The following is a 25,337-nucleotide window of genomic DNA, read 5'->3' as shown; positions in this document are numbered from 1 at the left end:
TTTGTCTACTGTCTCCCTAAAGATTACTCTCTTTTTTAATTTTTCTTCTTGTTGTGACAGGCTTCGCAAGCTGTTTAGCCTCATACTGTCTTTCAAGATATTTGATTATCTCGCCTGCAATATCTTTTCCGGTAGCTTGTTCTATACCTTCCAGTCCAGGGGATGAGTTTACTTCTAGGATAAGAGGTCCTCTAGCAGAAGGAAGGAGATCAACACCAGCAACGGTTAATCCCATTGCACGTGCTGCGGCAATTGCTGTTTCTTTCTCTTTGCGTGTAAGCTTAACGACCTCGGCAGTACCTCCTCGGTGTAAGTTTGATCTGAACTCGCCTTCTTTAGCTGTTCTTTTCATTGCTCCAACCACCTTTCCGTCCACAACAAATGCACGGATATCGGTTCCTTTTGCTTCTTTGATATATTCTTGGATCAGAATATTATTCCCCAAGCCATAAAAAGCTTCGATAACCGAAGATGCAGCTTTCTTTGTTTCAGCTAATACAACACCAATACCTTGGGTTCCTTCCAATAGTTTAATCACTAGAGGAGCTCCACCAACCATATTGATCAAATCGTCCACATTAGAGGCTGTCCGGGCAAACCCTGTAATGGGAAGTCCTAGACCAGCACCAGAAAGGATCTGCATACACCTCAGTTTATCCCTTGAGCGCGTGATCGCTTGCGAAGGATTGGCAGAGAGTACGTCCATTACTTCAAACTGGCGAACGATTGCCGAACCATAAAAAGTCACTGAAGAACCAATTCTAGGGATGATTGCATCAACACCTGCGATATCTTGACCTTTATAATGTATGGAGGGTTTGCCTTGCTGTATGCCTACATAGCATCGGATATGGTCGATGACCTCACATTCGTGACCTCTACTAATGGCAGCTTCTACCAATCTACGGGTAGAATATAATGACTTATTCGTCGATAGTACGGCTATTTTCACAATATTTTATTTGTTAAACAGATAACGAGGTTATGTGTTTTATATGATGTTATTTGCTAAATTTTTTTTAGATACATCTACCAAGAATTTCCCCGTAATAAAGTTACGTCCTAAAAGCATTGGATAGGACATGGACGAACGATTTCTAAAAGATAACTTGATGTCATACAGTTCGTTAAACATACGGATTTTTGTTAGAAAGATATAACGAATTTCTGACTGGCCAAAAGAACTCTTGACGGTTCTTTCCCTATGAACAGGGAAGGTCAGCTTCAATGTTTTGTCATTATCTTCCTCTGGTCTGATGTAAGCGGTAATATAGAGGTGCCCAGCTTTCTTGACCACTTGCATATCTTCACAGTGTAAAACAGATGTTTCGGCCCCTGTGTCGATCTTTGCATGAATATTGTAAAGTCCGAGTTCAGGCAGGTCAATGACCTCTGTTCTTCCTATGGTTTTTTTACCTTTCACCTTCAATTTATTCGTATATAAATTCTCCAAATGGTGAACGGATAGTCACTTGTTTTTTATCAGCAGCTTCCACACGACCGATGATCTGTGCCGGAATGCCAAATGACTCTGAAATTTTAATGATATCTGCTGCGATTTCTTCTGGGACATAAAGTTCCATACGGTGACCCATATTGAATACTTTATACATTTCCTGCCAATCCGTATTGGATTCCTTTTGGATTAATTCAAATAGTGGTGGAATCGGAAATAGATTGTCTTTAATAATGTGGACATCATCCACAAAGTGAAGAACTTTCGTTTGGGCACCGCCAGAGCAATGGACCATTCCATCGATTTGGCTGCGGTATTTGTCTAAGATTTGTTTGATCACAGGTGCATAAGTACGAGTAGGAGAAAGCACGAGTTTACCCGCTGTAACTTCTTCACCAGTTTCTGTTTTAATTTTGTCCGTGAGTGCCTTACCTCCTGCGAAAACTAATTCATAAGGAACAGCAGGATCAAAACTTTCAGGATATTTTTCTGCGATATATTTGCTGAATACATCATGACGGGCAGAGGTAAGTCCATTGGACCCCATGCCTCCATTGTATTCTTTTTCGTAGGTTGCTTTACCGTATGAAGCAAGACCGACAATCACATTGCCGCCTTTAATCTTGTGATTGGAGATAACGTCTTCACGTTTCATTCTACAGGTAACTGTACTGTCAACGATGATTGTTCTAACCAAGTCGCCCACATCTGCAGTTTCACCTCCAGTTGAATAAATACCAATGCCCATATCCCTTAGTTCGGCTAAAATTTCTTCTGTTCCGTTTATAATTTCAGCGATGACTTCTCCAGGGATGTTGTTCTTGTTTCTTCCGATTGTCGATGAAAGAATAATATTGTCAATAGCACCAACGCACAATAAATCATCCAGGTTCATAATAATTGCATCCTGAGCAATACCACGCCAAACATTAGCATCGCCTGTTTCTTTCCAATAAACGTAGGCTAAAGAAGACTTCGTACCAGCACCATCGGCATGCATGATGTTGCAATACTGCTCATCACCTGCCAAAATATCTGGAACTATCTTACAGAATGCTTTTGGGAATAAACCCTTATCAATGTTTTTGATTGCGTTGTGTACATCCTCTTTCCCTGCGGATACACCTCGTTGGTTATATTTTAAATCTGACATCTTGCTGCAAAAATAAGCAAACCTGTTGACTATTGCGAAAGTTTTTCATGTGGAAATACTGGGATTGAAGAAATTGAATTAGAATCTTTTAATCCGATATTCCTGTCGGATCGAAGTTGTTCTCTTTTATCTTGATAAGCTTATTAAATACATCTTTCAGGTTCTTGTCGGTATCCTTGTATTCCTTTAAGAATTTTTCATTTTCCTTGTCTGTTGCGATGATGTTGAAAAGTTTATCATTCATGTAGTAATACCTGACCTCCCCGGCTTTCTTTGTTTTGTCCATATCAAATTTGGGGTCAATGATATGCGTATTATAATCAAAGCGCTCTTCGAATACAAAGGAAAGTTTACCATCTTTTAAATAGATGTCTTGAAAGGTGTAGCCACTTTCACCATAATGCCTGGCCTTGATAAGCTCAAGTACATTGTTTTTTGTGTAATACTTGGCAATGCCACCTTCAGTTGATTCATGTATTTCTGCGGAATCAATGCGATCCCAATTCTTTATGGCATTAATCCTATTGAAATTCTCCCTGACAATCAGCGTTGAATCTGTTTGAATGCTTGTGCTGCTGTCTTTCGGAGTTTCAGTGAGCGTGCTGACTGTGTTAGGATTCTCCGTCTGTTTATTTTTATTCTCTTGACAAGATGATAAACCTATAATACAGCTAAGTGTAATCAATGTTAGTAGTCTCATAGTGTATGATTTAATTTAAAATAATGTGCAAAAACGATTCCAAGGATTTTTTTTAGATTGGCAACATAAAAAAAGCCCTCAGGTTTTAAACCTGAGGGCTCATGAATTCTTATAGCTATTGCTTAGTGTTTGAAGTGTCTAACACCAGTAGTTACCATGGCAACACCTTTTTCATTGGCCATATCGATAGATAGTTGATCTTTAATCGAACCACCAGGTTGAAGAACTGCAACTACTCCAGCATTTCCAGCAATCTCTACGCAGTCAGGGAAAGGGAAGAATGCATCTGAAGCCATCACACTTCCTTTGATGTCGAAACCAAATGAATGTGCCTTTTCGATAGCTTGTTTTAATGCGTCCACACGTGAGGTCTGTCCGACACCTGAAGCGATCAAGGTACCGTCTTTAGCAAAGACAATCGTGTTTGATTTCGTATGTTTTACGATTTTATTCGCGAAATATAAGTCTTCCAATTGTTGCGCGGTAGGTTTAACTTCTGTAACAGAAGTCATTTGTTCAGGACCTTCTACAGTATGGTCTTTATCTTGAAGGATAACACCATTCAACAAAGTTTTGAATTGTTGAGCTGGTAGTTGAACCTCCTTACGGCGAAGGATAATACGGTTTTTCTTTGCAGTCAAGATTTGTAAAGCCTCTTCTGTATAAGAAGGAGCGATTAATACTTCAAAGAATAGGTTGTTGATTTCCTCAGCAGTTGCTTTGTCAACTTCACCATTAGTAATTAACACACCGCCGAATGCAGACACAGGGTCACATGCAAGTGCTGCTTCCCACGCTGCCTTAATAGAAGGGCGAGATGCCACTCCACAAGCATTCGTGTGCTTTAAGATTGCAAAAGTTGGCTCGCTAAATTCGTCAATAATTGCAACAGCAGCATCAACGTCAACCAGGTTGTTATATGATAATTCTTTTCCATTCAATTTATCAAACATGGCATCTAAATTTCCGAAGAAGATACCTTTTTGATGTGGATTTTCTCCATAACGCAACACTTGAGCATTTTGCTCAGACTGCTTGAACACTTCAATTGGATCTTCTTGGTTGAAATAATTGAAGATCGCAGTATCATAGTGCGATGATGTATTGAAGGCGCGTTTTGCGAATGATTTACGTTGTTCAAGTGAAGTAGAACCTTCTTGAGCAGCAAGGATTTCTTCAAGTTCTGTGTAGTCATTCTTTGAAGAGATGATGACAACATCGTTAAAGTTCTTTGCAGCAGCACGGATTAAAGAAATACCACCGATATCGATTTTCTCGATGATGTCTTGCTCTGGAGCACCAGAAGCAACGGTTTCTTCAAATGGGTAAAGGTCTACGATTACTAAATCGATCTCTGGGATGTTGTATTCCTCGATTTGTTTTTTGTCTTCTGCCAATGGACGGCGAGACAAGATTCCTCCAAATACATTCGGATGTAATGTTTTAACTCGGCCTCCTAAAATAGAAGGATAACCAGTTAAATCTTCAACACGTTCAACAGGGATGTCTAAGTCACGGATGAAGGATTCAGTTCCACCAGTGGAATAAAAAGTAACTCCGTATTTGTTTAGTAGTTGAATTAGAGGTGCAAGGTTGTCTTTGTAGTAAACTGAAACCAATGCATTTTTAATCTTAACAGGATGATTCATTGCGTTTTATTTGGAGCGCAAAGATAATTATTTAAAATATAATTTTCCTGAATTTTGTTAGATTATTAATGTTCAATGCTTTAGCAGCTTTTTGTTTTTATTAGTATATTGGATAACCTAATTGATAAACAGACTAATCATGAAAAAATCCATTCTTCATTTGATTGCTTTTGCATTGAGCATCAGCACGATCACGGTGTCGGCACAAGAAAATATCGGCAAGCAATTGTCAAAAGTGTATTCTCCGGAGGTTTCAGCAGATAATTCAGTTACTTTTCGCTTATTAGCTCCAGAAGCTAAGAAAGTTGCAGTGACCGGTAATTGGATGCAGCAAACAAGTGCTGCAGCGCCTCAGGTGGAAATGTTAAAAGATGAAAATGGAGTTTGGTCTATTAAACAGAGCGATCTGGGTTCGGATTTATTCCTTTATAATTTTATGGTAGATGGTGTGAGGATCAATGATCCATTAAATGTTTACCAGATTAGGGATGTCAGCAATGTTTTCAATTATTTTATCACAAATGGAGATCCCGCTGAATATTATAAAACAAAAGCAGTACCCCATGGCTCTGTAAATAAACAGTGGTACCCATCTTCATTGAATAAGGCAGAACGTAGATTGACGGTTTATACGCCGCCGGGTTATGAGTCCTCAAAAGATAAGTATCCTGTTTTATATTTATTGCACGGAATGGGTGGTGATGAAGATGCATGGCCAACCCTAGGAAGGGTTTCGCAGATTATGGATAACTTGATAGCCGCAGGTAAAGCGAAACCAATGATCGTTGTCATGCCTAATGGTCACACCAGTAATTCAGCAACTCCCGGTAATTCCGAAAAAGGTGAATACCCAATCGAATTCGCGACACCCGACGTTGGTTCTGGTGATATGGAATCAACTTTTGATGAGATCATTAAATATGTTGAAAAAAACTACCGCGTAAAGAAAGAAAAAAAGAGCCGTGCCATTGCCGGACTTTCCATGGGCGGAATGCATACCTTGTTTATCTCAAGCTATTATCCTAATACTTTCGATTATGTTGGCTTGTTTTCAGCGGCTTTCAGAATCAATGACAAAGTTCAGCGTGAAGTGTATGATAATTTTGATCAGAACCTATTGAAACAAAAAGAAAATGGTTTGAAGCTATATTGGATCGGTATGGGCAAAACTGATTTTCTTTACCAAACAGGAGCTGATTTCCGTAAGAAGCTTGATCAAGTTGGTCTAAAATATACCTATGTTGAATCAGAGGGTGGGCATACCTGGTCGAACTGGAGAAAGTATCTTTTAGAATTCAGTTCGTTCCTTTTTAGGTAGATGATAGACAATAGACATAAGACAAAAGAGTCAGAGATGTTGTCCATAAGAGTCTATAAAGTTTTATAAGAATAGACAAAAACCTATAAAGATTTACAAGAATAAAAAAAGGGTCTCTATTTTTTAATAGAAACCCTTTTTACAATATCTCAGTTCTTATGTCTTATGTCTATTGTCTCTCCCTAATTATACTTTTTCAGCAAATTCTCGATTACTTTGGGGTAATGGTTATGTTCCAATTGCTGCCCATTGAATTTGATGATTTCTAGGGTGTCACCAGGTTCCACACGGAAACGTGCTTGGTGTATGATTTCACCTTCGTCAAAATTTTCATTGACAAAATGAATTGTAATTCCATGTTCGTCTTCACCGGCTTCCATTACTGCTTTATGCACGCGGTCGCCATACATGCCCTTTCCGCCAAACTTTGGCAAAAGAGCAGGGTGGATATTGATGATCTTGTTAGGAAACCCTTTTAGGAGGTTTTCAGGCACTAGCCATAAGAAACCTGCAAGAACTACTAAGTCGATATCTAATCTTTTCAACAGGTTGACGATTTCATCGGTTTGATAGAAATCATGCTTGTCAAAAACATGGGTAGGAATTTCAAAATTATCGGCGCGTTGCAATACATACGCATCCGGGTTGTTACTTAATACTAAGGCAACTTCGGCACTGTCAGAATATTTAAAATGCTCCATGATTTTTTGGGCATTCGATCCAGAACCTGAAGCAAAGATAGCAATCCGCTTTTTCACAGTGTGTTATAGTTAGAAAAATTAAACCTTATTCTTTGGCAAATATAGCTGTTTTTTTGCAATAATAGGGTAGGTTGCCATGATATTGGGGCATTTTTTGTTAGTTTTATTAAGATTTTATCTATTCTGTTGATTTATGAAAAATATTATACCGACAATAATTTTGGTTTTCACATTTGTTAGCTCTAGTTTGGCTCAGGTGCCAAAGGAAATGCCGTCATTTTCAAAGTTCATCAATCTATATACAGGAGAGCTTGTCACCTCTGATTCCATCAATAAAAAGCATACCCAGGTTTTCATATTATTCGATGCAGGATGTGGGCATTGCCAGGAATTAGGGCAAGGGATTTCCCTCTCCTTAGATAAAATTAGAAAGAACGTCGACTTTTATTTTGTTTCAATGCAAGAGAAGGCTTTGGTTGATGGCTACATCAACATGTTTGCAAAGGGGCTTCGGAATGATAGCCGTGTCAAATTCCTGTATGACAAAGAAGGAGAGTTCATTTTAAATTTCCATCCAACAAATTTTCCATCCACCTATATTTTTGAAGCTGAATCTCTACAATTAATTAAACAATTTGATGGAGAAAATAAGGTTAATTCTATCCTTCCTTTCCTAGAAAAACCTAATTAATTTGTTTAAAAACATTGAATTTTTAATTTTCCTTATTTATTTAATTATTTTCCTAATAAAATAAATCAATATTAGTTATTTAATTCTTTTCTTATATTTACTTTAATGAATGGTTAGTAAGAAAAAACTGTTCTAGATTGGTAGTCTGGAAATTGAAAAACAGGCCTTCCGAAGACTTTATTATTGAATTATTAATAGCAAGGGGATTGATCACAGGGAATGATTTAAATCCAACAGAAAAAAATGTTAATTGGGGAACAAAGGGATTCGGCTTCTATCGTAAAATATTTATGGTGGACTTGCCGTTAGATTATTGTGAATGAGAGTTTCATCGTATTCACAATCAGATACTTTTATGCTAACAATTAAAAAAGATTATTTTCATCCTTCATTAAACATTTTCAAACTTTAATAGTCTTTGTGAATGTCAGCCAATCAACAAATAAAAAATTGTAAGGGCCAATTTATTTACAATTTGGTTGATGAATACATTTATTTATGATTAACATTTATAAGGAGTTAAATTACAGAGATGAGAATGCTTTTTCAGCTATAGAATCATTGATTATCTCGCTTAATAATGGCCCAATAAAGGAGATTATGTTATCTCATCCTCCTGTTTGGGTAAACATTGCAAAGGAGTATATTAAGAATAATTGGAACAAGCACATCTCCCTGGACGAACTAGCAAGGCTATGTTCCGTCCATAAAGTTACCATATCCAAATATTTTGAGAAATATGCGGGTAGTACGGTTTTATTGTATCAACGGAAGATACGAATGATTCGTGCTATGGAATTTATACAATTAGATTCACACTCGTTGACAGAGGTGGCATTTTTGTGTGGGTTTTCGGATCAAAGTCATTTCACTAGATACTTTCGGCAAATGTTTGGTTTCCTGCCAAAAGAACTACAAAAGAATTAACGCTAATATCGTTCTATTTTAAAAATTAAGTAAAAGTTTATTTTTGTAGCAGGTTAATGAAATTATTTATTTTGCATGAAAATACTACAAGGGAGTAGGCTGCCAAAGCCTAATGGACATTACAGTACGGCGATAGTATCTAATCATTTTTTGTTTATATCTGGGCAATTGCCAATTTCCGCAGATGGTCGGCATCATGAAGAAGAAGATTTTGAACATCAATTCAACATTGTCTTTCAAAATATTGAAGACATCTTGGTAGCATCTTCTAGTAGTCTTCAAAAGATTGTCAAGGTAACGGCATATCTCAGTGATACCAAGTATTGGCCGCAGTTCAATGCCTTGTTTGCTGATTTTATCGGAAAACATAAGCCAGCGAGAACCGTAGTGCCTGTAACGGAATTGCGCCACGGATATAAATTGGAAGTTGACTTGATTGCAGAAGTATAAGGTTGCACACACACAATAAGCCCGTATATTCCTTTTCTGTCAACAGTTAATGAGGCTTAAAATATGCTTAGAAATAAAATGCTTATTCTATTTCAATAGTATATATAAAAAGTTTTCATAATGATTGAAAAAGCGAAAGGTTCTTGTTTTCTATTGAGATTTACTTGATAACGGCAGATTATTCTGCAGTTTGACTTAAAGAATATTTGAAATGAGAACTACACAATGAAATAGGGGAGAATTCCGTTTGGAAATCTCCCCTTTTCTATGTCAAATTCCGTAGAATTATTTTGTCGTTAAAACTTTCTCGATTAGCTGAGTCCCAATCTTTCCCAATTCATTGCTTGAATTAGACAGCATGATTACCACTGATTTTTCATCGGGTACAAAGCTCACAAAAGCATTTGATCCCGCTGTAGCTCCAGTATGATGGTAATAAATTACACCATCTAACATGTTCATATGCCAAGCTAAGCCAATATCACTGTTAGGAGGCACGAAAAAAGTGAACTGTTTTGTTAAATTCATTGCTTTTTGAACATCGTTTTCCGGATAGGTTAGCTGTGCAATGGTATAGCGTAAAAGGTCATTTAAGCTTGACTTTAATGATCCCGCTGCTGAAAGCGCCTGGAAGTTCCAAAATGGTACCTGTTGACCCTCTGTATTGAATGGGGCAGCGAAATTTTTGTCCTTTGGATTTATTTTATCACTGGTTGTGGTCATCTCCAAAGGAGTGAGAATAGTTTCCTTCACCAGGGTCATATAAGGTTTTTTAGCGATGATGGACAGGAGTTCCCCCAACAATCCGAAGCCTAAATTACTATATTCATATTCTGTTCCTACTTCTTTCTCGGCTTTAAAATCTTTCAGGAAAGCAAATAGTGCTTTTCTATCATAGACAGCATAAGGATCCTGATCATTGAATTTAGGGACTTTATTCCAATTGCTAGCCATTCTAGGTAGGCCAGAAGTATGATTTGCCAGCATTTTGAAGGTCATCTTTTGGATATCCGGGTTCTGAGCTACAGAGTCCGGAAGGTATTTCGCAATGCTGTCTTCCAATCCCACAAGACCTTTGTTGACCATTTCTGCTAGCAAGGTTGCGGTTACTGTTTTTGTAACAGAACCTATTTCATAAACAGTGTTTGCATCTGGTAAAGTGTTGTTACCTGGTGCCGTTTCACCATAAAAGAAAGTGTTGATTTTATTTTGATGGATGACTGCAACTGCTAATGAATGGGCATTGCCATTCTTTGCATAGCTTCTGGCAACAGAGTCTACATATAGGTCTAATGGACTTTTGGCTTCAACATTCGAAATAATTTCTTCTTTGACTGGAACTTCTTTACCCTCGTATGGCTTCAATAAAAAATAACCAAAATGCATAGTAGAATCAATCCCAAGAACCATGCTCATTGTGGCTGATTCAAAGTCAATTTTATAAGTCGCCAAGCCTTTATTAAAGTCTGTCTTGGTTGCGTTTTTTATTTTGCCAAGGTCGAACATCTGTTCCAATATTCCGTTCAATTTGTCCTGGCTGATTTGCTGCTTGAACTCTGCGTTAGCTAAATGATAAATTGAATCAGCTTGTTGCAAATTGAAGAAGTATTCAATTCGATTAAAAACTGCCCTATTATTATCCTCGTCAATTGTTTGCGCCTTTACGAGGCTAAAAGAAGATAAAATAAGGATAATGAGGAGGTTGAATGTTTTAATTCTCATGCCCAAAAATACAAAACAAATTATAAACCAATAACCTGCTTTAATCTGGCATAACCAGATTTACTGATATTAACCTTTTCGCCAGTCAATAAGGTGGCGATATAGCTGTCCTTCTCCATGGGTTCTATTTTTTGCAATTGGTCAACCTTGACAATAAATGAACGGTGCACCCGTACATATTGCTTCCCGTCCAATTGTTTCTCAAATGAACTCATTGTCTTGTTTTTTAAGAACATCCCATCAGGAGTGTGGATCTTAACATAATCATCATAGGCCTCTAAAAAAAGAATCTGCTGCACCGGAATAATCTTGATCTGATTTCCGGTCTTGACAACGATCCGCTCCAATGAGCTATCCTCTTCCATAGATTCCTGTAATTTTGCAGAATCAATTTTTGGGACTTGCTGTGTGCTGAATGAAGCTTTGAATTTGTCGATTGCTTTTTGGAATCTATCCGGACGAATTGGTTTCAGCAAGTAGTCAATTGCATTTTTTTCAAAAGCTTTTAAAGCGTATTCGTCAAATGCTGTTGTAAAGATGATATGCGGTTGATTGTCCAATAATTCTAACATTTCAAAACCAGTTAATTTAGGCATTTGAATATCTAAGAAAACCAAATCTGGCTGATGTTGTTGAATTGCCTTTACACCTTCAAATCCGTCATTACATTCCGCTAAGACTTCAAAATCAGGAAATTCTTTAAGGTATTCAAGCACCATGCTACGTGCTAATGGTTCATCATCTATAAGTATCGTTTTTATCATAATTGTGGTATTCTTAATGTGGAAATAAAGGTATTGCCCTCAGCGGCTGTTTCTAATAGATCCGTCCTTCCGAAAAGCAAATATAAGCGACGTTGTATGCTTGTTAATCCAAATCCAGTACCTTTTTTCTGCTCTGGCTGGTCTGCCTCGAATGGATTACTGATCTTTATCGTAAGCATATTGTTTTCTAGTTGTATGCTGGTTCTGATGGTAACTTGATCAGTTACATTGTATAGTCCGAATTTTATTGCATTCTCAACTAATGGTTGCAAGATCATAACCGGTATTTTTCCAGCAAGAACCTCCTCTGTATAGTCGAATTCTGTGCTGAGACGGTGTCCGAACCTCACCTTTTCAATGTCTAAATATAAACTTAAATGGTTTATTTCCTCTTCTACAGTTGTAAATTGTTTCTCATCCTTCCGCATGGTGCCTCTTAAAAAATCTGACAACTGAAAAGTCATATTTCTGGCTTCGGTCGGTTTGCTGCCAATTAATGCAATGATTGAGTTTAAACTATTGAATAAGAAATGGGGCTGTAGCTGCTGTCTTAAATTATAGAGTTCAGCATCTCGAACCATCTTTTCACTTTCATCTTTTCTTCTTTTGTTAAATACTAATTCTTCCTGTATGTTCCAAAAGATGTTGATCGTCATCACACAGGTAATGATCAAAAAGTTGATCACAAAACGAAAAGGAAGACTGAAATCTAAGTAAGCCAAGTTTTCATCGGGAGATATCTGAATAATCAAAACCCGGGTAATCAAAACGCTAATGGCTGAAAAAATAGCAGCCATTGAGAATAATTTCCAGTAGTTTTTATTATTAGGCAAATAGAACTGTAAGGTGCTGTAAATTAAATAGGAGATACCTGTCATGGTAAAAGCTCCGATTGCTGCATCATAGGCAGCCGTTACCTTAGCAATATTAGACCATAACAATAGTCCATAAACAATAAGGAAATATAAAACACAAATAATCCATGATGAGGCATGGATTACATAACGTTTGGATTGTTCACTAATGGGTTTTTGCATGCCTAGTATACATTCTTAATGGTTAAGCCCCCAAATAATGATGTTCCCGTGATGTAAATCTTTCTATTCTCATCGGTTTCAATCTCGATCATAGGACGTCTATCGTCTACTTCACCGAAAATAGAGGAAACATTGGAATAAACTTTCCAGTTTGTAGGAACGATTATTTTTGTGCTTCCGAATAGTTGAAAGGTGTCAATGACAACGGGTTGTTTCAAATCTGCCTGCAAGAAGTTCAGTTGAGTGCTTCCAAAAACAGAAGTGATGTTTCCGCCTAAAAAGTTTTTAGTTAAGATTACTTTTTTAGTATCACTGAAAAAGTTGTCTACTTTAAGGTAGTTTTCAAAATCGGGAAGATATTTTTTTCCATATGGCCTATGCTCAGAGCTTGTCGCTTGAGCATAGGAATCGTTAGGGTTTTGTGATGTAGAGTTGCTAGGGCCGGATTGATTATCATCATAATCCTGGCTTACACGTTTGTCCCAGTCAAACTCATCTTTTGGAGGAGTTGTTGGCGGCAATTGCGGAGTGTTTTTGTTGCGGTTGATTAAATAAAATCCCAATCCAATCGCTGCTGCAGGGATCAAGAATCTACCTAAGTGAATGTCGAGTTCATTCTTTAGAAGAAATACCGAACCTATAATAATTAATATGATCGATGATTTCTTTTCGAATTTTGAATTGATACCAATTACCAATCCGATAATGATTAAAATAGTTTCCCATCCAAACATCCAATTCGGTACGATATTTCCCATGTTTAAATTCTTGAATAGGATGGCTACACCTAAGAATACAATGATAAATCCGACCAAGTTTGAAGACTTGTTGTTTTTTGGAGGTTTTCCGTAATCTGTTTTTGTTGTTTGATTGTTCATGTTGTTGTTTCCTTTTGAATTAGTATAACCAAAAGTATAGCGAATATAAGCATAGCACCAGAGCTAATAGGTCTCTTGGGTGTTTTTTTCGGTAAAAGTGTGAAAATAGTCGGTAAATATTCCGAGCATAATTGTAATCTATTCAAATTAGATGCAATATTTTAATTATTATAACAATAATTTTTAAATAAAATTTGGATGATTGAAATTAATTATTATATATTTATGACTGAAAATAGAGGGTTAAACTTAAATTTTATATTAATCTAATGGGAGATTTTGACAATAAAGAGCGTGAAGAGGTATTTTCAAAAAAGGTGAGAGCGGGAAAACGTACTTATTTTTTTGATGTAAAGGCCACTCGTTCTAACGACTATTATGTGACAATTACGGAAAGTAAGAAACGTTTTGAGGACGGACAGTTTATCAAACATAAAATTTTCCTTTATAAAGAAGACTTCGAGAAATTTGCTGAAGGTTTGCAAGATGTAGTTGAATACATCAGATCAAACCAAGAAGTAGTTGAGAAAAGATACGAGCCAAATCAAGACGATTCAGGTTTTGAAAACAATGGCGAACTAGTACAAAAAGACAATTACTCTTTTTAATTTAGTTTTAAATACATTATTTTAAGCCACTAATCACGTTAGTGGCTTTTTTTATTGAATCAATTTCTCAGGTGTGAAATTACGCTAACGATTTCGTTAAATATGTTACAGGCTTTTTTTAAGAGATCGTTAGGAAATTGTTAATTTCGAACCTTGAACAAATTACTTATAAACGTAATCACATGAATAAATTGTTTTCTGTGGCTTGCATGGCATTGTTTATTCTTTCTACAGATGCCGCAAATGCACAAACTCAAAAACTTACCTATGAACAGGCGTGGAACCAATCTCCTTCATTAACCAAGAAAATTAGTGCATTTGAAGGATGGGCTGATCCAAACCATTATATCGAAAGAGCCAATAATCAGCTTTTTAAAGTAAATGTTAAGACGGGAAAGAAAGAAAGCTATTCCTACCCAGTCAATACCTCAATGAATGTTTTTGTTAAGGATAAAGATGTATTTATCCAATATCCCAACAGTCCAGCAAAACAATTAACAAAATCTCCAGAAGTTGAGGAACAAAATCCAACTTTATCACCTGATGGCAAATTTGTCGCTTTTACTCGTAAAAGTGATCTTTATGGATTGGAAATCGCTTCTGGAAAAGAAATCAGATATACAACAGATGGTACCGATGTGATATACAATGGTTGGTCATCCTGGGTTTATTATGAAGAAATATTAGGCCGCCCAACAAATTATAGAGCATTCTGGTGGTCTCCAGATAGTAAAGAGATTGCTTTTATGCGTTTCGATGATACCAAAGTTCCAATGTTTCCAATTTATGTTTCCAAAGGTCAGCATGGCTATTTAGAGGAAACAAGATATCCTAAGGCAGGAGATCCAAACCCTGAGGTTAAGGTTGGGTTCGTAAAGGCGGAAGGATCGCCAATAGTATGGGCAGATTTTAATGAAAAGGATGATCAATATTTCGGTCAGCCTTATTGGAGCTTCGATAGCAAAACTATCATGGTTCAGTGGATGAACCGTGATCAGACTAACTTAAAGTTCTATGCTGTCAATCCATCAAATGGGCAAAAATCAGAAATCTACAACGAGGAACAACCGACTTGGATTAACCTGGACCATGATGAGCGAATCACCTACCTAGCAGACAATAAGCATTATATTCTAAAGTCCGACAAAACAGGCTGGGCACATTATTATCTGTATACTTTAGACGGAAAGTTGGTCAATCCAATGACAGCTGGGGATTGGCAAGTCACTTCCATCGAGCGTATTGATGAAAAAGGTAAAGTGCTTTATTTTACGGCTAGGAAAGAGAATTCTGCAACCCGCGATCTTTATAGAGTAGGATTTGATGGAAAGGATATGAAAAGGTTGACATTTGGCGATTATACACATAATGTATTGGTATCTCCTGATGGAAAATATTTTATTACCAATTATTCCAACATTCATACCCCAAATAAAGTAGCTTTAGTAGACAACAAGGGCAAGGTAGTAAAAGAATTAGCAGACAGCAAAGCTGATGATTTTGCAAATTATAAAGTAGCAAAAAGAGAGTATTTGACCATACCTTCGGATGATGGTAAATTCAATTTACCATTGATCATAACCTATCCTACTGATTTTGATGAGACGAAGCAGTATCCGGTTATTATGAGCATTTATGGAGGTCCAGATGCAGGATCAGTTAGGAACACATGGAAAGGTGTGAGTGGTGAATATTGGTCTCAGGAAGGGATTATTCAAATAGAAGCCGACCACAGGGCTTCTGGCCATTATGGTAAACAAGGTGTTGCTTGGATGCACAGAAATCTTGGTAATTGGGAATTAGTTGATTATATCACAGTAGCTAAATGGTTGAAGGCGAAACCTTGGGTAGCAAAAGATAAATTATTGATTACTGGACATAGCTACGGAGGATATATGACTTGTCTGGCATTGACTAAAGGTGCCGACTACTTCAATTACGGAATAGCAGGTGCCCCAGTTACCGGTTGGGAACTCTATGATACACACTATACAGAACGTTGGATGGATACGCCACAGGCAAACCCTGAAGGCTATAAAAATGGTTCAATCCTTCCTTATGTAAATCAATATAAAGGTAGACTGCGCATTATGCATGGTGATATGGACGATAATGTTCATATGCAGAATACCATTCAATTGGTTGATGCATTGACTGATCGGTCGGTGCCTTTTGAACTTATGATTTATCCAGGAAGCCGACATGGATTTAATCGTTCGAAAAACGCTTATGATTTTAAAGAGCGTACAAGATTTTATTACCAATATCTATTGGAAAAACCTGTGCCAGAGAATTTAAGATAATGAATGTTAAAAAAGGCTAAGAATATAATTTCTTAGCCTTTTTTTGTGTGATTTGACCTTCTAAAAATTGCTAACCGCGAAAAAATTATCATATTTGCAGTATTAATTAAGACATGCTAAATTTCCTCAAAGACATTACTTTCAGAGCTAACGACGTTGTTCTCCGGGCAATAGACATTTTAATGCGAAATTATATATCTATTGCAGGACTTTGCTTTTTACTTTTTGTGACGTCGAATCTGTCTTCTTTTCTTGCACTATACTTAGACTCCTCAAATTTCTTTATCAAAGTATTGCTGTTACTGCTTTTTGTAGGCCTTTATTTCGGACTCCAACTGGTACTTTTGAAAAGAACAATTTTCTTGGCTAAGGAAGAAAGAAAACATGCCTTTATGGATTATATCCCTACTGTTTCCCAATTCTGTTATTACATTATTGGCTTACTGTTGTATAGTCTGATTGCTTTCATCGTTTATCTGATTATGTATGTCGTTTTGTTTCCTTTATTATTTTTGGGAGTGAACATGCAGACGGTACAGACGGAAATACATCCTTTACTAACAGGATTGATTATGATGTTCATCCTGATTAGAATTACTTTCTTTCCATTCTTTATTCTTGAGAATGGATTTAACACCTTTAAATCTTATAGATTTAGCTTGGCAATGACCAAAGGAAATGTCATGACCTTGGTTATCATCATTGCTATTGTAGCGTCTACGCATTTATTACAGCTTGGAACCGAATACTTAGGTTATTCCCTGGTATCTTGGATATTGAGCTTGGTGAATGCATTCGTTATTATCCCGGTTGTAGGAGTTGTCATGTCAATTGTTTATATTGATATGATGAAAGCATACAAAGGGGGAGAAGATCCATCCCTTATCGATAATATCATTTAACAAATTATTTAAGTTTTGAGTAAAAGAAAATTAGCCGTATTAGGTTCTACAGGAAGTGTTGGGACACAAACATTAGAAGTCGTAGAACTATATCCTGATCATTTTTCGATTACTGTGCTATCTGCTGGTAAAAATGCAGAGCTATTAATTCAGCAAGCGCTGAAATTTAATCCAGCGGCCGTAGTAGTTTGTGATAAAGGAGCATTCGAAAAGGTGAAGGATGCATTGCAGGGAAAGGATATTGAAGTCTTATATGGAGAAGATGCATTGATTGAGGCTGTTAAAAGAGATGACATTGATATTGTATTAACAGCAGTTGTTGGAGCTGTTGGATTAAAGCCAACCGTTGCAGCAATCGAATCAGGCAAAGATATTGCTTTAGCGAACAAAGAAACTTTGGTTGTTGCTGGTGAGCTAATCACCGGTTTGATTGAAAAGCATCAGGTAAAATTACTGCCTGTTGATTCTGAGCATTCAGCCATCTTTCAATGCTTAGCTGGAGAAGAAGCCAACCCGATTGAAAAAATTATCCTTACAGCATCGGGAGGTCCATTCCGTGGAAAATCTCGTGAAGATTTAGTTGCTGTTACAAAAGCACAAGCCTTAAAGCATCCAAACTGGAGCATGGGTGCAAAAATAACGATTGACTCTGCCTCATTGATGAACAAGGGCTTAGAAGTTATCGAAGCGAAATGGCTTTTTGGATTAGAAGCAGATCAAGTCGATGTTATCATCCACCATCAATCGATCATTCATTCCTTAGTTCAATTTGAAGACGGTTCCTTGAAAGCTCAAATGGGACTGCCGGATATGAAGCTGCCAATTCAATATGCTTTAACCTATCCAAATCGATTCAAAAACAATTTTAAAAGATTTAATTTCTTAGACTATCCAACATTGACGTTTGAACAGCCTGATATGGAGGTGTTCCGAAACCTGAAGTTGGCCTACCAGGCACTTCGGGATGGAGGGAATGCTCCTTGTGTATTAAATGGTGCAAATGAGATTATTGTAGAAGCGTTTTTAAATGATCGGATAGGATTTTTGGAGATGAGTGATATCATTGAAGAGACATTGTGTCAGGTCAAATCACAAAAAACGTTAAGTTTAGAGGATTACCTTCATTTCGATCTTGAAAGTAGGACTGTGGCACGAAGTTTAATAGATCGTAAATATTAAATTAAATAAAACAATAAAAATAAAATAGATGGGAATTGTGATCATGGTAGGACAGGTACTTTTAGGCTTGTCTTTATTAATCATCTTACACGAGCTTGGCCACTTTCTGGCGGCAAGGGCTTTCGGTATCAAGGTAGAAAAGTTCTATCTTTTCTTTGATGCATGGGGAGTAAAACTATTTAAATTCAATTATAAAGGTTGTGAGTACGGTGTGGGATGGCTTCCATTAGGTGGCTATGTGAAGATTGCCGGAATGATCGATGAGTCGATGGATACGGAACAGATGCAGGGAGAACCTCAACCTTGGGAATTCCGCTCAAAACCTGCTTGGCAAAGGTTGATCGTGATGCTGGGTGGTATCATCGTCAATATTATCGTGGGTATTGTGATATTCTGGATGCTGACTTTTAAATATGGATCTACAGACTTCAACAATACACAGCTTTATGGCATAAAACCAGGAATTATTGGTGAAAAGGTCGGCCTGAAAGAAGGCGATAAGATCCTTGCTGTAAACGGTAAAAAAGCAAACCTTTTCTTCCAAGATATCTTGACTTCCGATGTTTTGATGGGTGAAGCGGTGTTAACCGTAGAACGTGGCGGAAATCAAATGGAGATTACACTTCCAAAGGATATCCTTAACGATGTATCAGAGCATAAGAAAAATGAATTGGTAAAGCCTATCTTTAAGATGACTCCAATAACGATGGTGGAAGAGGGTAGCAGGGCAGATAAAATGGGCCTTCAAGTAGGTGACAGTATTGTATCCTTGAATGGCGTTCAATTGGAGAAACTTGATCAATTCAAAGCGGAGATGGCCGCGAATAAAAACAAGGAAATTAAATTGGATGTAATGCGTCAAGGAAAAAGTATTTCCTTAACTGCAGCTGCAGATACTTCATCAGCCTTAGGGTTTTTGAACCTTCCAGTCGTTCAGCATCAATATGGATTTATGGAGTCATTGCCAATCGGGGCAAGCAAAGCTTTTTCGGTAATTACCGACAACATAAAAGGTTTTGGAAAAATATTTAAAGGCGAGGTGAGGGCAGATAAGGCTCTTTCTGGACCAGTAGGAATTGCAACCATGTTCGGTACTGAAGTAGATTGGTTAAGATTCTGGAGCTTGGTAGGTATGTTGTCCATGGCATTAGCCTTTATGAACATCCTTCCAATCCCTGCTTTAGACGGTGGTCACGTTATTTTCTTGATCGTCGAAATGATTCAAGGAAAACCTTTAAGTGATAAATTCTTAGAGAAAGCGCAGATCGTAGGCTTCTTTATCATTGTTGCTTTAATGATCTTTGTCTTTGGAAATGATATCTTCAAATTGACGAAATAATATATCAACGATATTGGATGCCTCAAGGATTAATTCTTGGGGCATTTTTTTTATGCTTTTTACATTAAGAAATAAAAAAACTATTGTTTGAGAATTAAAATAATTTGTACCTTTGTCTCCCAATAAAATGAAAGAGACCTTCTACCCGATAGCAATTCAAAAAGTAGTTTCTACTTCAAGTCAATATTAATTGATACGTCAGCCCGTTTGGGCTTTTTTTATGTTTGGGAGTTAAGGAAATCAATCAGTAAATTAGAGAATAAGTTTTAACTAGATATAAGAATGACCAACTACAGCAAATTGCCAGCAATTTTAGTCCTAGAGGATGGAACAGTTTTCCATGGTAAAGCCGCAGGTAAAATCGGAACTACTACCGGAGAGATTTGTTTCAATACTGGAACTACAGGCTACCAAGAGATCTTCACAGATCCTTCTTATTATGCACAGATTATGGTGACAACCAATGCACATATTGGAAACTATGGTATCGATGAAGAGGATGAAGAATCTAGAAAGATTCAGATTGCAGGTTTAGTTTGTAAAAACTACAACATTAACTACAGCCGTAAAATGGCCGATCAGTCTATCCAAAATTACTTTGAAGAAGAAAATTTAGTGGGTATTTCTGATATTGATACTCGTTCTTTAGTTCGTCATATCCGTAGCAAAGGAGCAATGAATGCAATCATTTCTTCTGAGAACTTAGACATAGATGCTTTGAAAGGAGAACTAGCTAGTGTGCCTTCGATGGATGGATTAGAACTTTCTTCTAAAGTATCTACAACTGAGCCTTACTTCTATGGTGAAGAAGGTGCTCCTACTCGTATTGCGGTATTGGATTTAGGAATCAAAAAGAACATCTTAAGAAACTTCGATTCACGCCAAGTGTATGCTAAGGTATTTCCAGCAAAAACTACGTTTGCCGAAATGGAACAATGGAACCCTGATGGATACTTTATTTCTAATGGTCCTGGTGATCCAGCAGCAATGCAATACGCTATTGATACGGTGAAAGAAATTTTAGCTGCTAATAAACCAATGTTCGGGATTTGTCTTGGTCACCAAATCTTAGCATTGGCAAATGATATCAGAACACAAAAGATGCATAATGGTCACCGTGGTATCAATCACCCTGTGAAAAATATCATCGCTAATAAATGTGAAATCACTTCTCAAAACCATGGCTTTGGCGTGGTAGCTGAGGATATCCAAAATTCGGATAAAGTTGAGATCACACATGTCAACCTGAACGATAACTCCATCGAAGGTATCCGTGTGAAAGGTAAGAACGCATTCTCGGTACAATATCACCCTGAATCTTCGCCAGGTCCACACGATTCGAGATACTTATTTGATGATTTTATTGCAATGGTTAAATCATAAGCAATATATCACTTAGCAAAATAGAAGGTTACATCGGAAACGATGTAACCTTTTTTTATGGTTTCTTTGACAAAAAGGAACTAATTCCACTCTATTTATTTAATTTTTATGAGAAGTAAGGCTAATCACTTAGATTTTTTCATATTTTTGATATAGTAAGAATTATTATTTATATTAGTGTCTTAAATACACTAAGTAAGATATTTAAATAAACCACACATAAAAATGAGCTTGATAATTGACGTACATGCGCGCCAGATTTTAGATTCGCGCGGAAATCCTACGATAGAAGTTGATGTAACAACGCAAAATGGTTTTGTTGGCCGTGCTGCAGTTCCTTCTGGTGCTTCTACAGGTGCACACGAAGCGGTAGAATTACGCGACGGTGATAAGAAAAAATATCTTGGTAAAGGTGTTTTAAAAGCTGTTGAAAACGTAAATACTAAAATTGCAAAAGCTTTAGAAGGTGTTGACGTGTTTGAACAAAATGCAATCGATAAATTAATGATCGATTTAGATGGTTCAGAAAATAAAGGAAAATTAGGTGCTAACGCAATCCTTGGTGTTTCTTTGGCAGTAGCTAAAGCAGCAGCTCAAGAAAGTCGTCAGCCTTTATATCGTTATATCGGTGGTGTAAATGCAAATACGCTTCCATTGCCAATGATGAATATTGTTAACGGCGGTGCTCACTCTGATGCGCCTATCGCTTTCCAAGAATTCATGATCATGCCTGTAGGCGCAGAGTCTTTCTCTGAAGCTTTACGCTGGGGTGCTGAGGTTTTCCATAGCCTTAAAAAAATCCTTCATGACCGTAACCTTTCTACTGCAGTAGGTGACGAAGGTGGATTCGCCCCAACTTTTGACGGTACAGAAGATGCAATCGAAACAATTTTAGAAGCTATCAAAAAAGCTGGTTACAAACCTGGTAAAGATATTTGCCTTGCTTTAGACTGTGCTTCTACTGAATTCTTCGTAAAAGGTAAATACGATTATGCTAAATTCGAAGGTAAAGGTGGGGCTGTTCGTACCATCGAACAACAAGTTGATTACCTTGCAGAATTAACGGCTAAATATCCAATTATTTCAATCGAAGATGGCATGGCTGAGGACGATTGGAAAGGTTGGAAATTATTAACTGAAAAAATCGGTGACCGTGTACAATTAGTTGGTGACGATTTATTCGTAACAAATACTAAACGTCTTCAAGAAGGTATTGACAAAGGTATTGGTAATTCAATCCTTGTTAAAGTAAACCAAATCGGTTCTTTAACAGAAACTATTAATGCTGTTCATTTAGCTCAAACAAATGGCTATACTTCTGTAATGTCTCACCGTTCTGGTGAAACTGAAGATACGACTATCGCTGACTTAGCTGTTGCATTAAACTGTGGTCAAATCAAAACTGGTTCAATCTCTCGTTCAGACCGGATTGCTAAATACAACCAGTTGTTACGTATCGAAGAAGAATTAGGCGCTAATGCTAAATTCATCGGAAAAGATTTTAAATACGCTCCGAAAAAATAATTGATTCTTTAATCAAGAAAAGGGAACCATCGGTTCCCTTTTTTATTTTTCAACAACAGTTAATTTAATTATTGCAATAACCGCTTTCCAAAACTTGTATTGTTCACCTTAAATTAGTTATCTTTAACCGAATTTAAATTGCTTTTGGTTAATCCTATGGAACGTTTTATCAATACTATCCGCAATCAATATCTTATCGCTGGAGTCGCATTCTTAGTATGGATGTGCTTTTTTGACCGTTATGATATCACTACGCAGTATAATTTTCAAACCGAGAAAACTAAATTAGAAGAGGAAAAAGCCTACTATACTACGGAAATTGAAGATATTTCTCAAGCGATAAAGGATGTTCAATATAATCAAAGCGAAATTCAACGCATTGCTCGAGAAAAATACAAAATGAAAAAAGATCACGAAGATGTCTATATCATTACAGAAATAGAAGCTCCGGAAACAAAATAAAAAAAGCTCGAATCATTGATTCGAGCTTTTTTATATCTAAATCTTATTAAATACTCTTTACCAGAGAAATTTCTTGATAGGTATCCGAAATTGCAAAGATCCGATACCCATGGTCATGTAGCTGCTTGAAAAATTTCTTTCCTTTTTCCTTACCGTCCTCAAAAAATCTTTCATGGGTTTCTACTAAAATCTGTTGGATAGGAATGCCAGATTTCAATATCCCGTCCATCACAACGTATTCAGAGCCTTCTATATCCATTTTTAGAACATCGATATGATCATGACCCAGTTCGCTTACAATTTCTTTAAACTCCTTTAAAAGCACCTCTACTGAGTTATGCTCATCAACCAATTTATGATCATATACACTCCCTGAAACATGGTCTTTGTTTTTAGGCAAATGAAAGGTCACCATTTCTGTTTTTTCACCAATACCATAGGGATGGAAATTAAACGCTTCAGGTGTTTCATTATTCTTCACGTAGTTTATCGATTTTGGAGTAGGATCAAAACCGTAAACCTGGCATCCATGCTTGGAAATGATTGCTTTATCAAAGGATATATCCTCGCCAATACCAAAAGAATAGACTATTGCTTGATCAGGAACTAGGGTAGGGTCAACATAAAAGCCGCCATATCCATTTCCATACCATTGCTTTTCTCGTTTTTCTTCAACGTCAATAAAAGCAATCTTTCCGATCCTTGCTTTAACCCAATATTCTAATCGTTTAAGTTTATCGTTTCTTTCCATTCTTTTCGGTAGATAATTTTAAATATACCCAAAAAATGGAAATATCCTAAACTTCAGAAATAGCGTTGATAATATCGTATTGTGTAATGATATTGATCCTTCCGTAGCTATCTTCAACCAATACGGCTTGAGTATCTTTATTGATAAGTCCAGAAATCTTATCGATAGATGTATTGAGGTCTACAAATGGAAAAGGCTTTGTTGCGATCTCTTCAACTGCTGAGGATTTCAACGACGGATTTTCCAATAAGGCACTCAAAATATCCGATTCTGTCACCTTTCCAATAACCATTCCCTGTTGGGTGACAGGTATTTGGGAAATGTTCAATGATTTCATGATATTGAAGGTCTCAACCACGGTTTGATTGGCATCTGCTGTAATAATCGCCTGCTCACCTCGCTTTTTCAAGATTGATTTTGCCGTTAACTTCTCGTCTTTCAAGAATCCACGCTCACGCAACCAATCCTCGTTATACATTTTTCCCATGTACCTTGAACCGTGGTCATGGAAAATCACGACTACAACATCATCTTCTTTCAGCTCTGATCCTAATTGTAACAAACCCGCCACTGCAGCACCAGCCGAGTTTCCTGCAAAAATACCTTCTTTTCTTGCTAAATCCCTCGTCATCAAGGCTGCATTTTTATCTGTTACCTTTTCAAATAGATCTATTAAGCTAAAATCTACGTTTTGTGGTAGAAAATCCTCGCCAATACCTTCCGTGATATATGGGTATATTTCGTTTTTATCAAAAATCCCGGTCTCCTTATATTTTTTGAAAACAGAACCAAAAGTATCGATTCCCCAAACCTTAATATCGGGATTCTTCTCCCTTAAAAATTTAGCGGTACCCGATATGGTTCCTCCAGTTCCTACGCCAACAACCAAATGAGTGATTTTTCCCTCGGTCTGTTCCCAGATCTCAGGTCCCGTTTGTTCATAATGAGCTTTAGAATTTGAAAGATTGTCATACTGATTTGCTTTCCATGCATTCGGAACCTCCTTCTCCAATCTGCTGGATACAGAATAATAGGAGCGGGGATCTTCAGGATCAACGTTGGTGGGACATACGATAACTTCTGCGCCAAAGGCACGCAGCGCATCTATCTTCTCTTTTGATTGTTTATCCGTTGTGGTAAAAATACAGCGGTAACCTTTAACTACTGCAGCCATGGCCAAGCCCATTCCGGTATTTCCTGAAGTACCTTCAATAATGGTTCCGCCTGGTTTAAGTAGGCCTGCTTCCTCAGCATCCTCAATCATTTTTAGAGCCATGCGGTCCTTGATCGAATTGCCGGGGTTGCTGGTCTCTATTTTAGCTAATACGGTTGCTTTTAAGTTTTGTGTTACCTTATTTAATTTAACCATTGGCGTGTTGCCAATGGTTTCTAATATGTTATTATACCACATAGGTGAAATCTCTTCTGTTTGTTGTCTAC

At 37.1% G+C, this 25,337-nt stretch carries 24 protein-coding genes; 12 read left to right on the top strand and 12 right to left on the bottom strand.

Going from position 1 to position 25,337, the window contains the following annotated elements; all coding sequences use genetic code 11:
• Nucleotides 1–16: 16 nt before the first annotated feature.
• The 5 genes from rimK to purH all read right to left on the bottom strand — a co-directional run bounded on the left by rimK (nt 17) and on the right by purH (nt 4,958).
• Entirely contained in the window at nt 17–952 is a 936-nt protein-coding gene (gene rimK / locus E0Y80_RS16015) for a 30S ribosomal protein S6--L-glutamate ligase (protein ID WP_156308685.1), read from the bottom strand.
• A 39-nt stretch (nt 953–991) separates the two neighbouring features.
• The gene (locus E0Y80_RS16010) at nt 992–1,423 is read right to left on the bottom strand and encodes an ATP-dependent zinc protease family protein (protein WP_156308684.1); all 432 of its coding nucleotides are present in this window, start codon (nt 1,421–1,423) and stop codon (nt 992–994) included.
• 7 nt (nt 1,424–1,430) lie between these two features.
• A complete protein-coding gene (locus tag E0Y80_RS16005; protein WP_156308683.1) occupies nt 1,431–2,609 on the bottom strand; it encodes an AIR synthase related protein in 1,179 nt (392 codons plus the stop codon).
• An 88-nt stretch (nt 2,610–2,697) separates the two neighbouring features.
• Nucleotides 2,698–3,309 carry a hypothetical protein gene (locus E0Y80_RS16000; RefSeq protein WP_156308682.1) on the bottom strand — a complete coding sequence of 204 codons (612 nt, stop codon included), beginning with the start codon at nt 3,307–3,309 and terminating at the stop codon, nt 2,698–2,700.
• A gap of 122 nt (nt 3,310–3,431) precedes the next feature.
• The gene (gene purH / locus E0Y80_RS15995) at nt 3,432–4,958 is read right to left on the bottom strand and encodes a bifunctional phosphoribosylaminoimidazolecarboxamide formyltransferase/IMP cyclohydrolase (protein ID WP_156308681.1); all 1,527 of its coding nucleotides are present in this window, start codon (nt 4,956–4,958) and stop codon (nt 3,432–3,434) included.
• A gap of 139 nt (nt 4,959–5,097) precedes the next feature.
• Here purH and E0Y80_RS15990 point away from each other — a divergent pair, with 139 nt between their 5' ends.
• Nucleotides 5,098–6,276, top strand: a complete 1,179-nt coding sequence (locus E0Y80_RS15990) for an esterase (protein WP_156308680.1) — start codon at nt 5,098–5,100, stop codon at nt 6,274–6,276.
• A 182-nt stretch (nt 6,277–6,458) separates the two neighbouring features.
• On the opposite strand, the gene purN is transcribed toward E0Y80_RS15990, so the two are convergent.
• Complete coding sequence (gene purN / locus E0Y80_RS15985; RefSeq protein WP_156308679.1) at nt 6,459–7,034, bottom strand: phosphoribosylglycinamide formyltransferase; 576 nt, start codon at nt 7,032–7,034, stop codon at nt 6,459–6,461.
• Between the two features lie 136 nt (nt 7,035–7,170).
• On the opposite strand from purN, the gene E0Y80_RS15980 reads away from it, so the two are divergent.
• The 3 genes from E0Y80_RS15980 (at nt 7,171) to E0Y80_RS15970 (ending at nt 9,045) form a co-directional block, all read left to right on the top strand.
• Nucleotides 7,171–7,668 carry a TlpA family protein disulfide reductase gene (locus E0Y80_RS15980; RefSeq protein WP_156308678.1) on the top strand — a complete coding sequence of 166 codons (498 nt, stop codon included), beginning with the start codon at nt 7,171–7,173 and terminating at the stop codon, nt 7,666–7,668.
• Nucleotides 7,669–8,166: 498 nt separating this feature from the next.
• A complete protein-coding gene (locus E0Y80_RS15975; protein WP_156308677.1) occupies nt 8,167–8,595 on the top strand; it encodes a helix-turn-helix transcriptional regulator in 429 nt (142 codons plus the stop codon).
• A gap of 75 nt (nt 8,596–8,670) precedes the next feature.
• The gene (locus tag E0Y80_RS15970) at nt 8,671–9,045 is read left to right on the top strand and encodes a RidA family protein (RefSeq protein WP_156308676.1); all 375 of its coding nucleotides are present in this window, start codon (nt 8,671–8,673) and stop codon (nt 9,043–9,045) included.
• Nucleotides 9,046–9,330: 285 nt separating this feature from the next.
• Here E0Y80_RS15970 and E0Y80_RS15965 read toward each other — a convergent pair whose 3' ends face one another.
• The 4 genes from E0Y80_RS15965 to E0Y80_RS15950 are packed head-to-tail and all read right to left on the bottom strand — an operon-like array spanning nt 9,331 to nt 13,446.
• Nucleotides 9,331–10,767 carry a serine hydrolase gene (locus E0Y80_RS15965; RefSeq protein ID WP_156308675.1) on the bottom strand — a complete coding sequence of 479 codons (1,437 nt, stop codon included), beginning with the start codon at nt 10,765–10,767 and terminating at the stop codon, nt 9,331–9,333.
• 20 nt (nt 10,768–10,787) lie between these two features.
• Nucleotides 10,788–11,531 carry a LytR/AlgR family response regulator transcription factor gene (locus tag E0Y80_RS15960; RefSeq protein ID WP_156308674.1) on the bottom strand — a complete coding sequence of 248 codons (744 nt, stop codon included), beginning with the start codon at nt 11,529–11,531 and terminating at the stop codon, nt 10,788–10,790.
• The gene (locus E0Y80_RS15955; protein WP_156308673.1) at nt 11,528–12,568 is read right to left on the bottom strand and encodes a sensor histidine kinase; all 1,041 of its coding nucleotides are present in this window, start codon (nt 12,566–12,568) and stop codon (nt 11,528–11,530) included. The genes E0Y80_RS15960 and E0Y80_RS15955 overlap by 4 nt, the downstream gene beginning before the upstream one ends.
• Before the next feature lie 2 nt (nt 12,569–12,570).
• Nucleotides 12,571–13,446 carry a LiaF transmembrane domain-containing protein gene (locus tag E0Y80_RS15950; RefSeq protein ID WP_156308672.1) on the bottom strand — a complete coding sequence of 292 codons (876 nt, stop codon included), beginning with the start codon at nt 13,444–13,446 and terminating at the stop codon, nt 12,571–12,573.
• Between the two features lie 269 nt (nt 13,447–13,715).
• Here E0Y80_RS15950 and E0Y80_RS15945 point away from each other — a divergent pair, with 269 nt between their 5' ends.
• The 8 genes from E0Y80_RS15945 to E0Y80_RS15910 all read left to right on the top strand — a co-directional run bounded on the left by E0Y80_RS15945 (nt 13,716) and on the right by E0Y80_RS15910 (nt 23,146).
• Nucleotides 13,716–14,054: a DUF3276 family protein gene (locus E0Y80_RS15945; RefSeq protein WP_156308671.1), complete on the top strand. Its 339-nt coding sequence runs from the start codon at nt 13,716–13,718 to the stop codon at nt 14,052–14,054.
• Nucleotides 14,055–14,236: 182 nt separating this feature from the next.
• The gene (locus E0Y80_RS15940) at nt 14,237–16,357 is read left to right on the top strand and encodes a S9 family peptidase (protein WP_156308670.1); all 2,121 of its coding nucleotides are present in this window, start codon (nt 14,237–14,239) and stop codon (nt 16,355–16,357) included.
• A gap of 344 nt (nt 16,358–16,701) precedes the next feature.
• The gene (locus E0Y80_RS15935) at nt 16,702–17,259 is read left to right on the top strand and encodes a hypothetical protein (protein ID WP_156308669.1); all 558 of its coding nucleotides are present in this window, start codon (nt 16,702–16,704) and stop codon (nt 17,257–17,259) included.
• Between the two features lie 15 nt (nt 17,260–17,274).
• Nucleotides 17,275–18,438 (top strand): 1-deoxy-D-xylulose-5-phosphate reductoisomerase, encoded by a 1,164-nt coding sequence (locus E0Y80_RS15930; RefSeq protein ID WP_156308668.1) that lies wholly within the window; start codon nt 17,275–17,277, stop codon nt 18,436–18,438.
• A 28-nt stretch (nt 18,439–18,466) separates the two neighbouring features.
• Nucleotides 18,467–19,777 (top strand): RIP metalloprotease RseP, encoded by a 1,311-nt coding sequence (gene rseP / locus E0Y80_RS15925; RefSeq protein WP_156308667.1) that lies wholly within the window; start codon nt 18,467–18,469, stop codon nt 19,775–19,777.
• A gap of 282 nt (nt 19,778–20,059) precedes the next feature.
• Entirely contained in the window at nt 20,060–21,160 is a 1,101-nt protein-coding gene (gene carA / locus E0Y80_RS15920; protein ID WP_156308666.1) for a glutamine-hydrolyzing carbamoyl-phosphate synthase small subunit, read from the top strand.
• Nucleotides 21,161–21,385: 225 nt separating this feature from the next.
• Nucleotides 21,386–22,684 carry a phosphopyruvate hydratase gene (gene eno, locus E0Y80_RS15915; protein WP_156308665.1) on the top strand — a complete coding sequence of 433 codons (1,299 nt, stop codon included), beginning with the start codon at nt 21,386–21,388 and terminating at the stop codon, nt 22,682–22,684.
• 156 nt (nt 22,685–22,840) lie between these two features.
• Complete coding sequence (locus tag E0Y80_RS15910) at nt 22,841–23,146, top strand: FtsB family cell division protein (protein ID WP_156308664.1); 306 nt, start codon at nt 22,841–22,843, stop codon at nt 23,144–23,146.
• Between the two features lie 46 nt (nt 23,147–23,192).
• On the opposite strand, the gene E0Y80_RS15905 is transcribed toward E0Y80_RS15910, so the two are convergent.
• Entirely contained in the window at nt 23,193–23,897 is a 705-nt protein-coding gene (locus E0Y80_RS15905; protein WP_156308663.1) for an FkbM family methyltransferase, read from the bottom strand.
• 46 nt (nt 23,898–23,943) lie between these two features.
• Nucleotides 23,944–25,308 (bottom strand): pyridoxal-phosphate dependent enzyme, encoded by a 1,365-nt coding sequence (locus E0Y80_RS15900; RefSeq protein WP_156308662.1) that lies wholly within the window; start codon nt 25,306–25,308, stop codon nt 23,944–23,946.
• Nucleotides 25,309–25,337 lie beyond the last annotated feature (29 nt).

Source organism: Sphingobacterium endophyticum (assembly GCF_009733535.1).
In the GTDB taxonomy this organism is placed as follows: domain Bacteria; phylum Bacteroidota; class Bacteroidia; order Sphingobacteriales; family Sphingobacteriaceae; genus Sphingobacterium; species Sphingobacterium endophyticum.
Note: the sequence above shows the minus strand (reverse complement) of the source record. Positions and strands in the feature narration are given on the sequence as shown.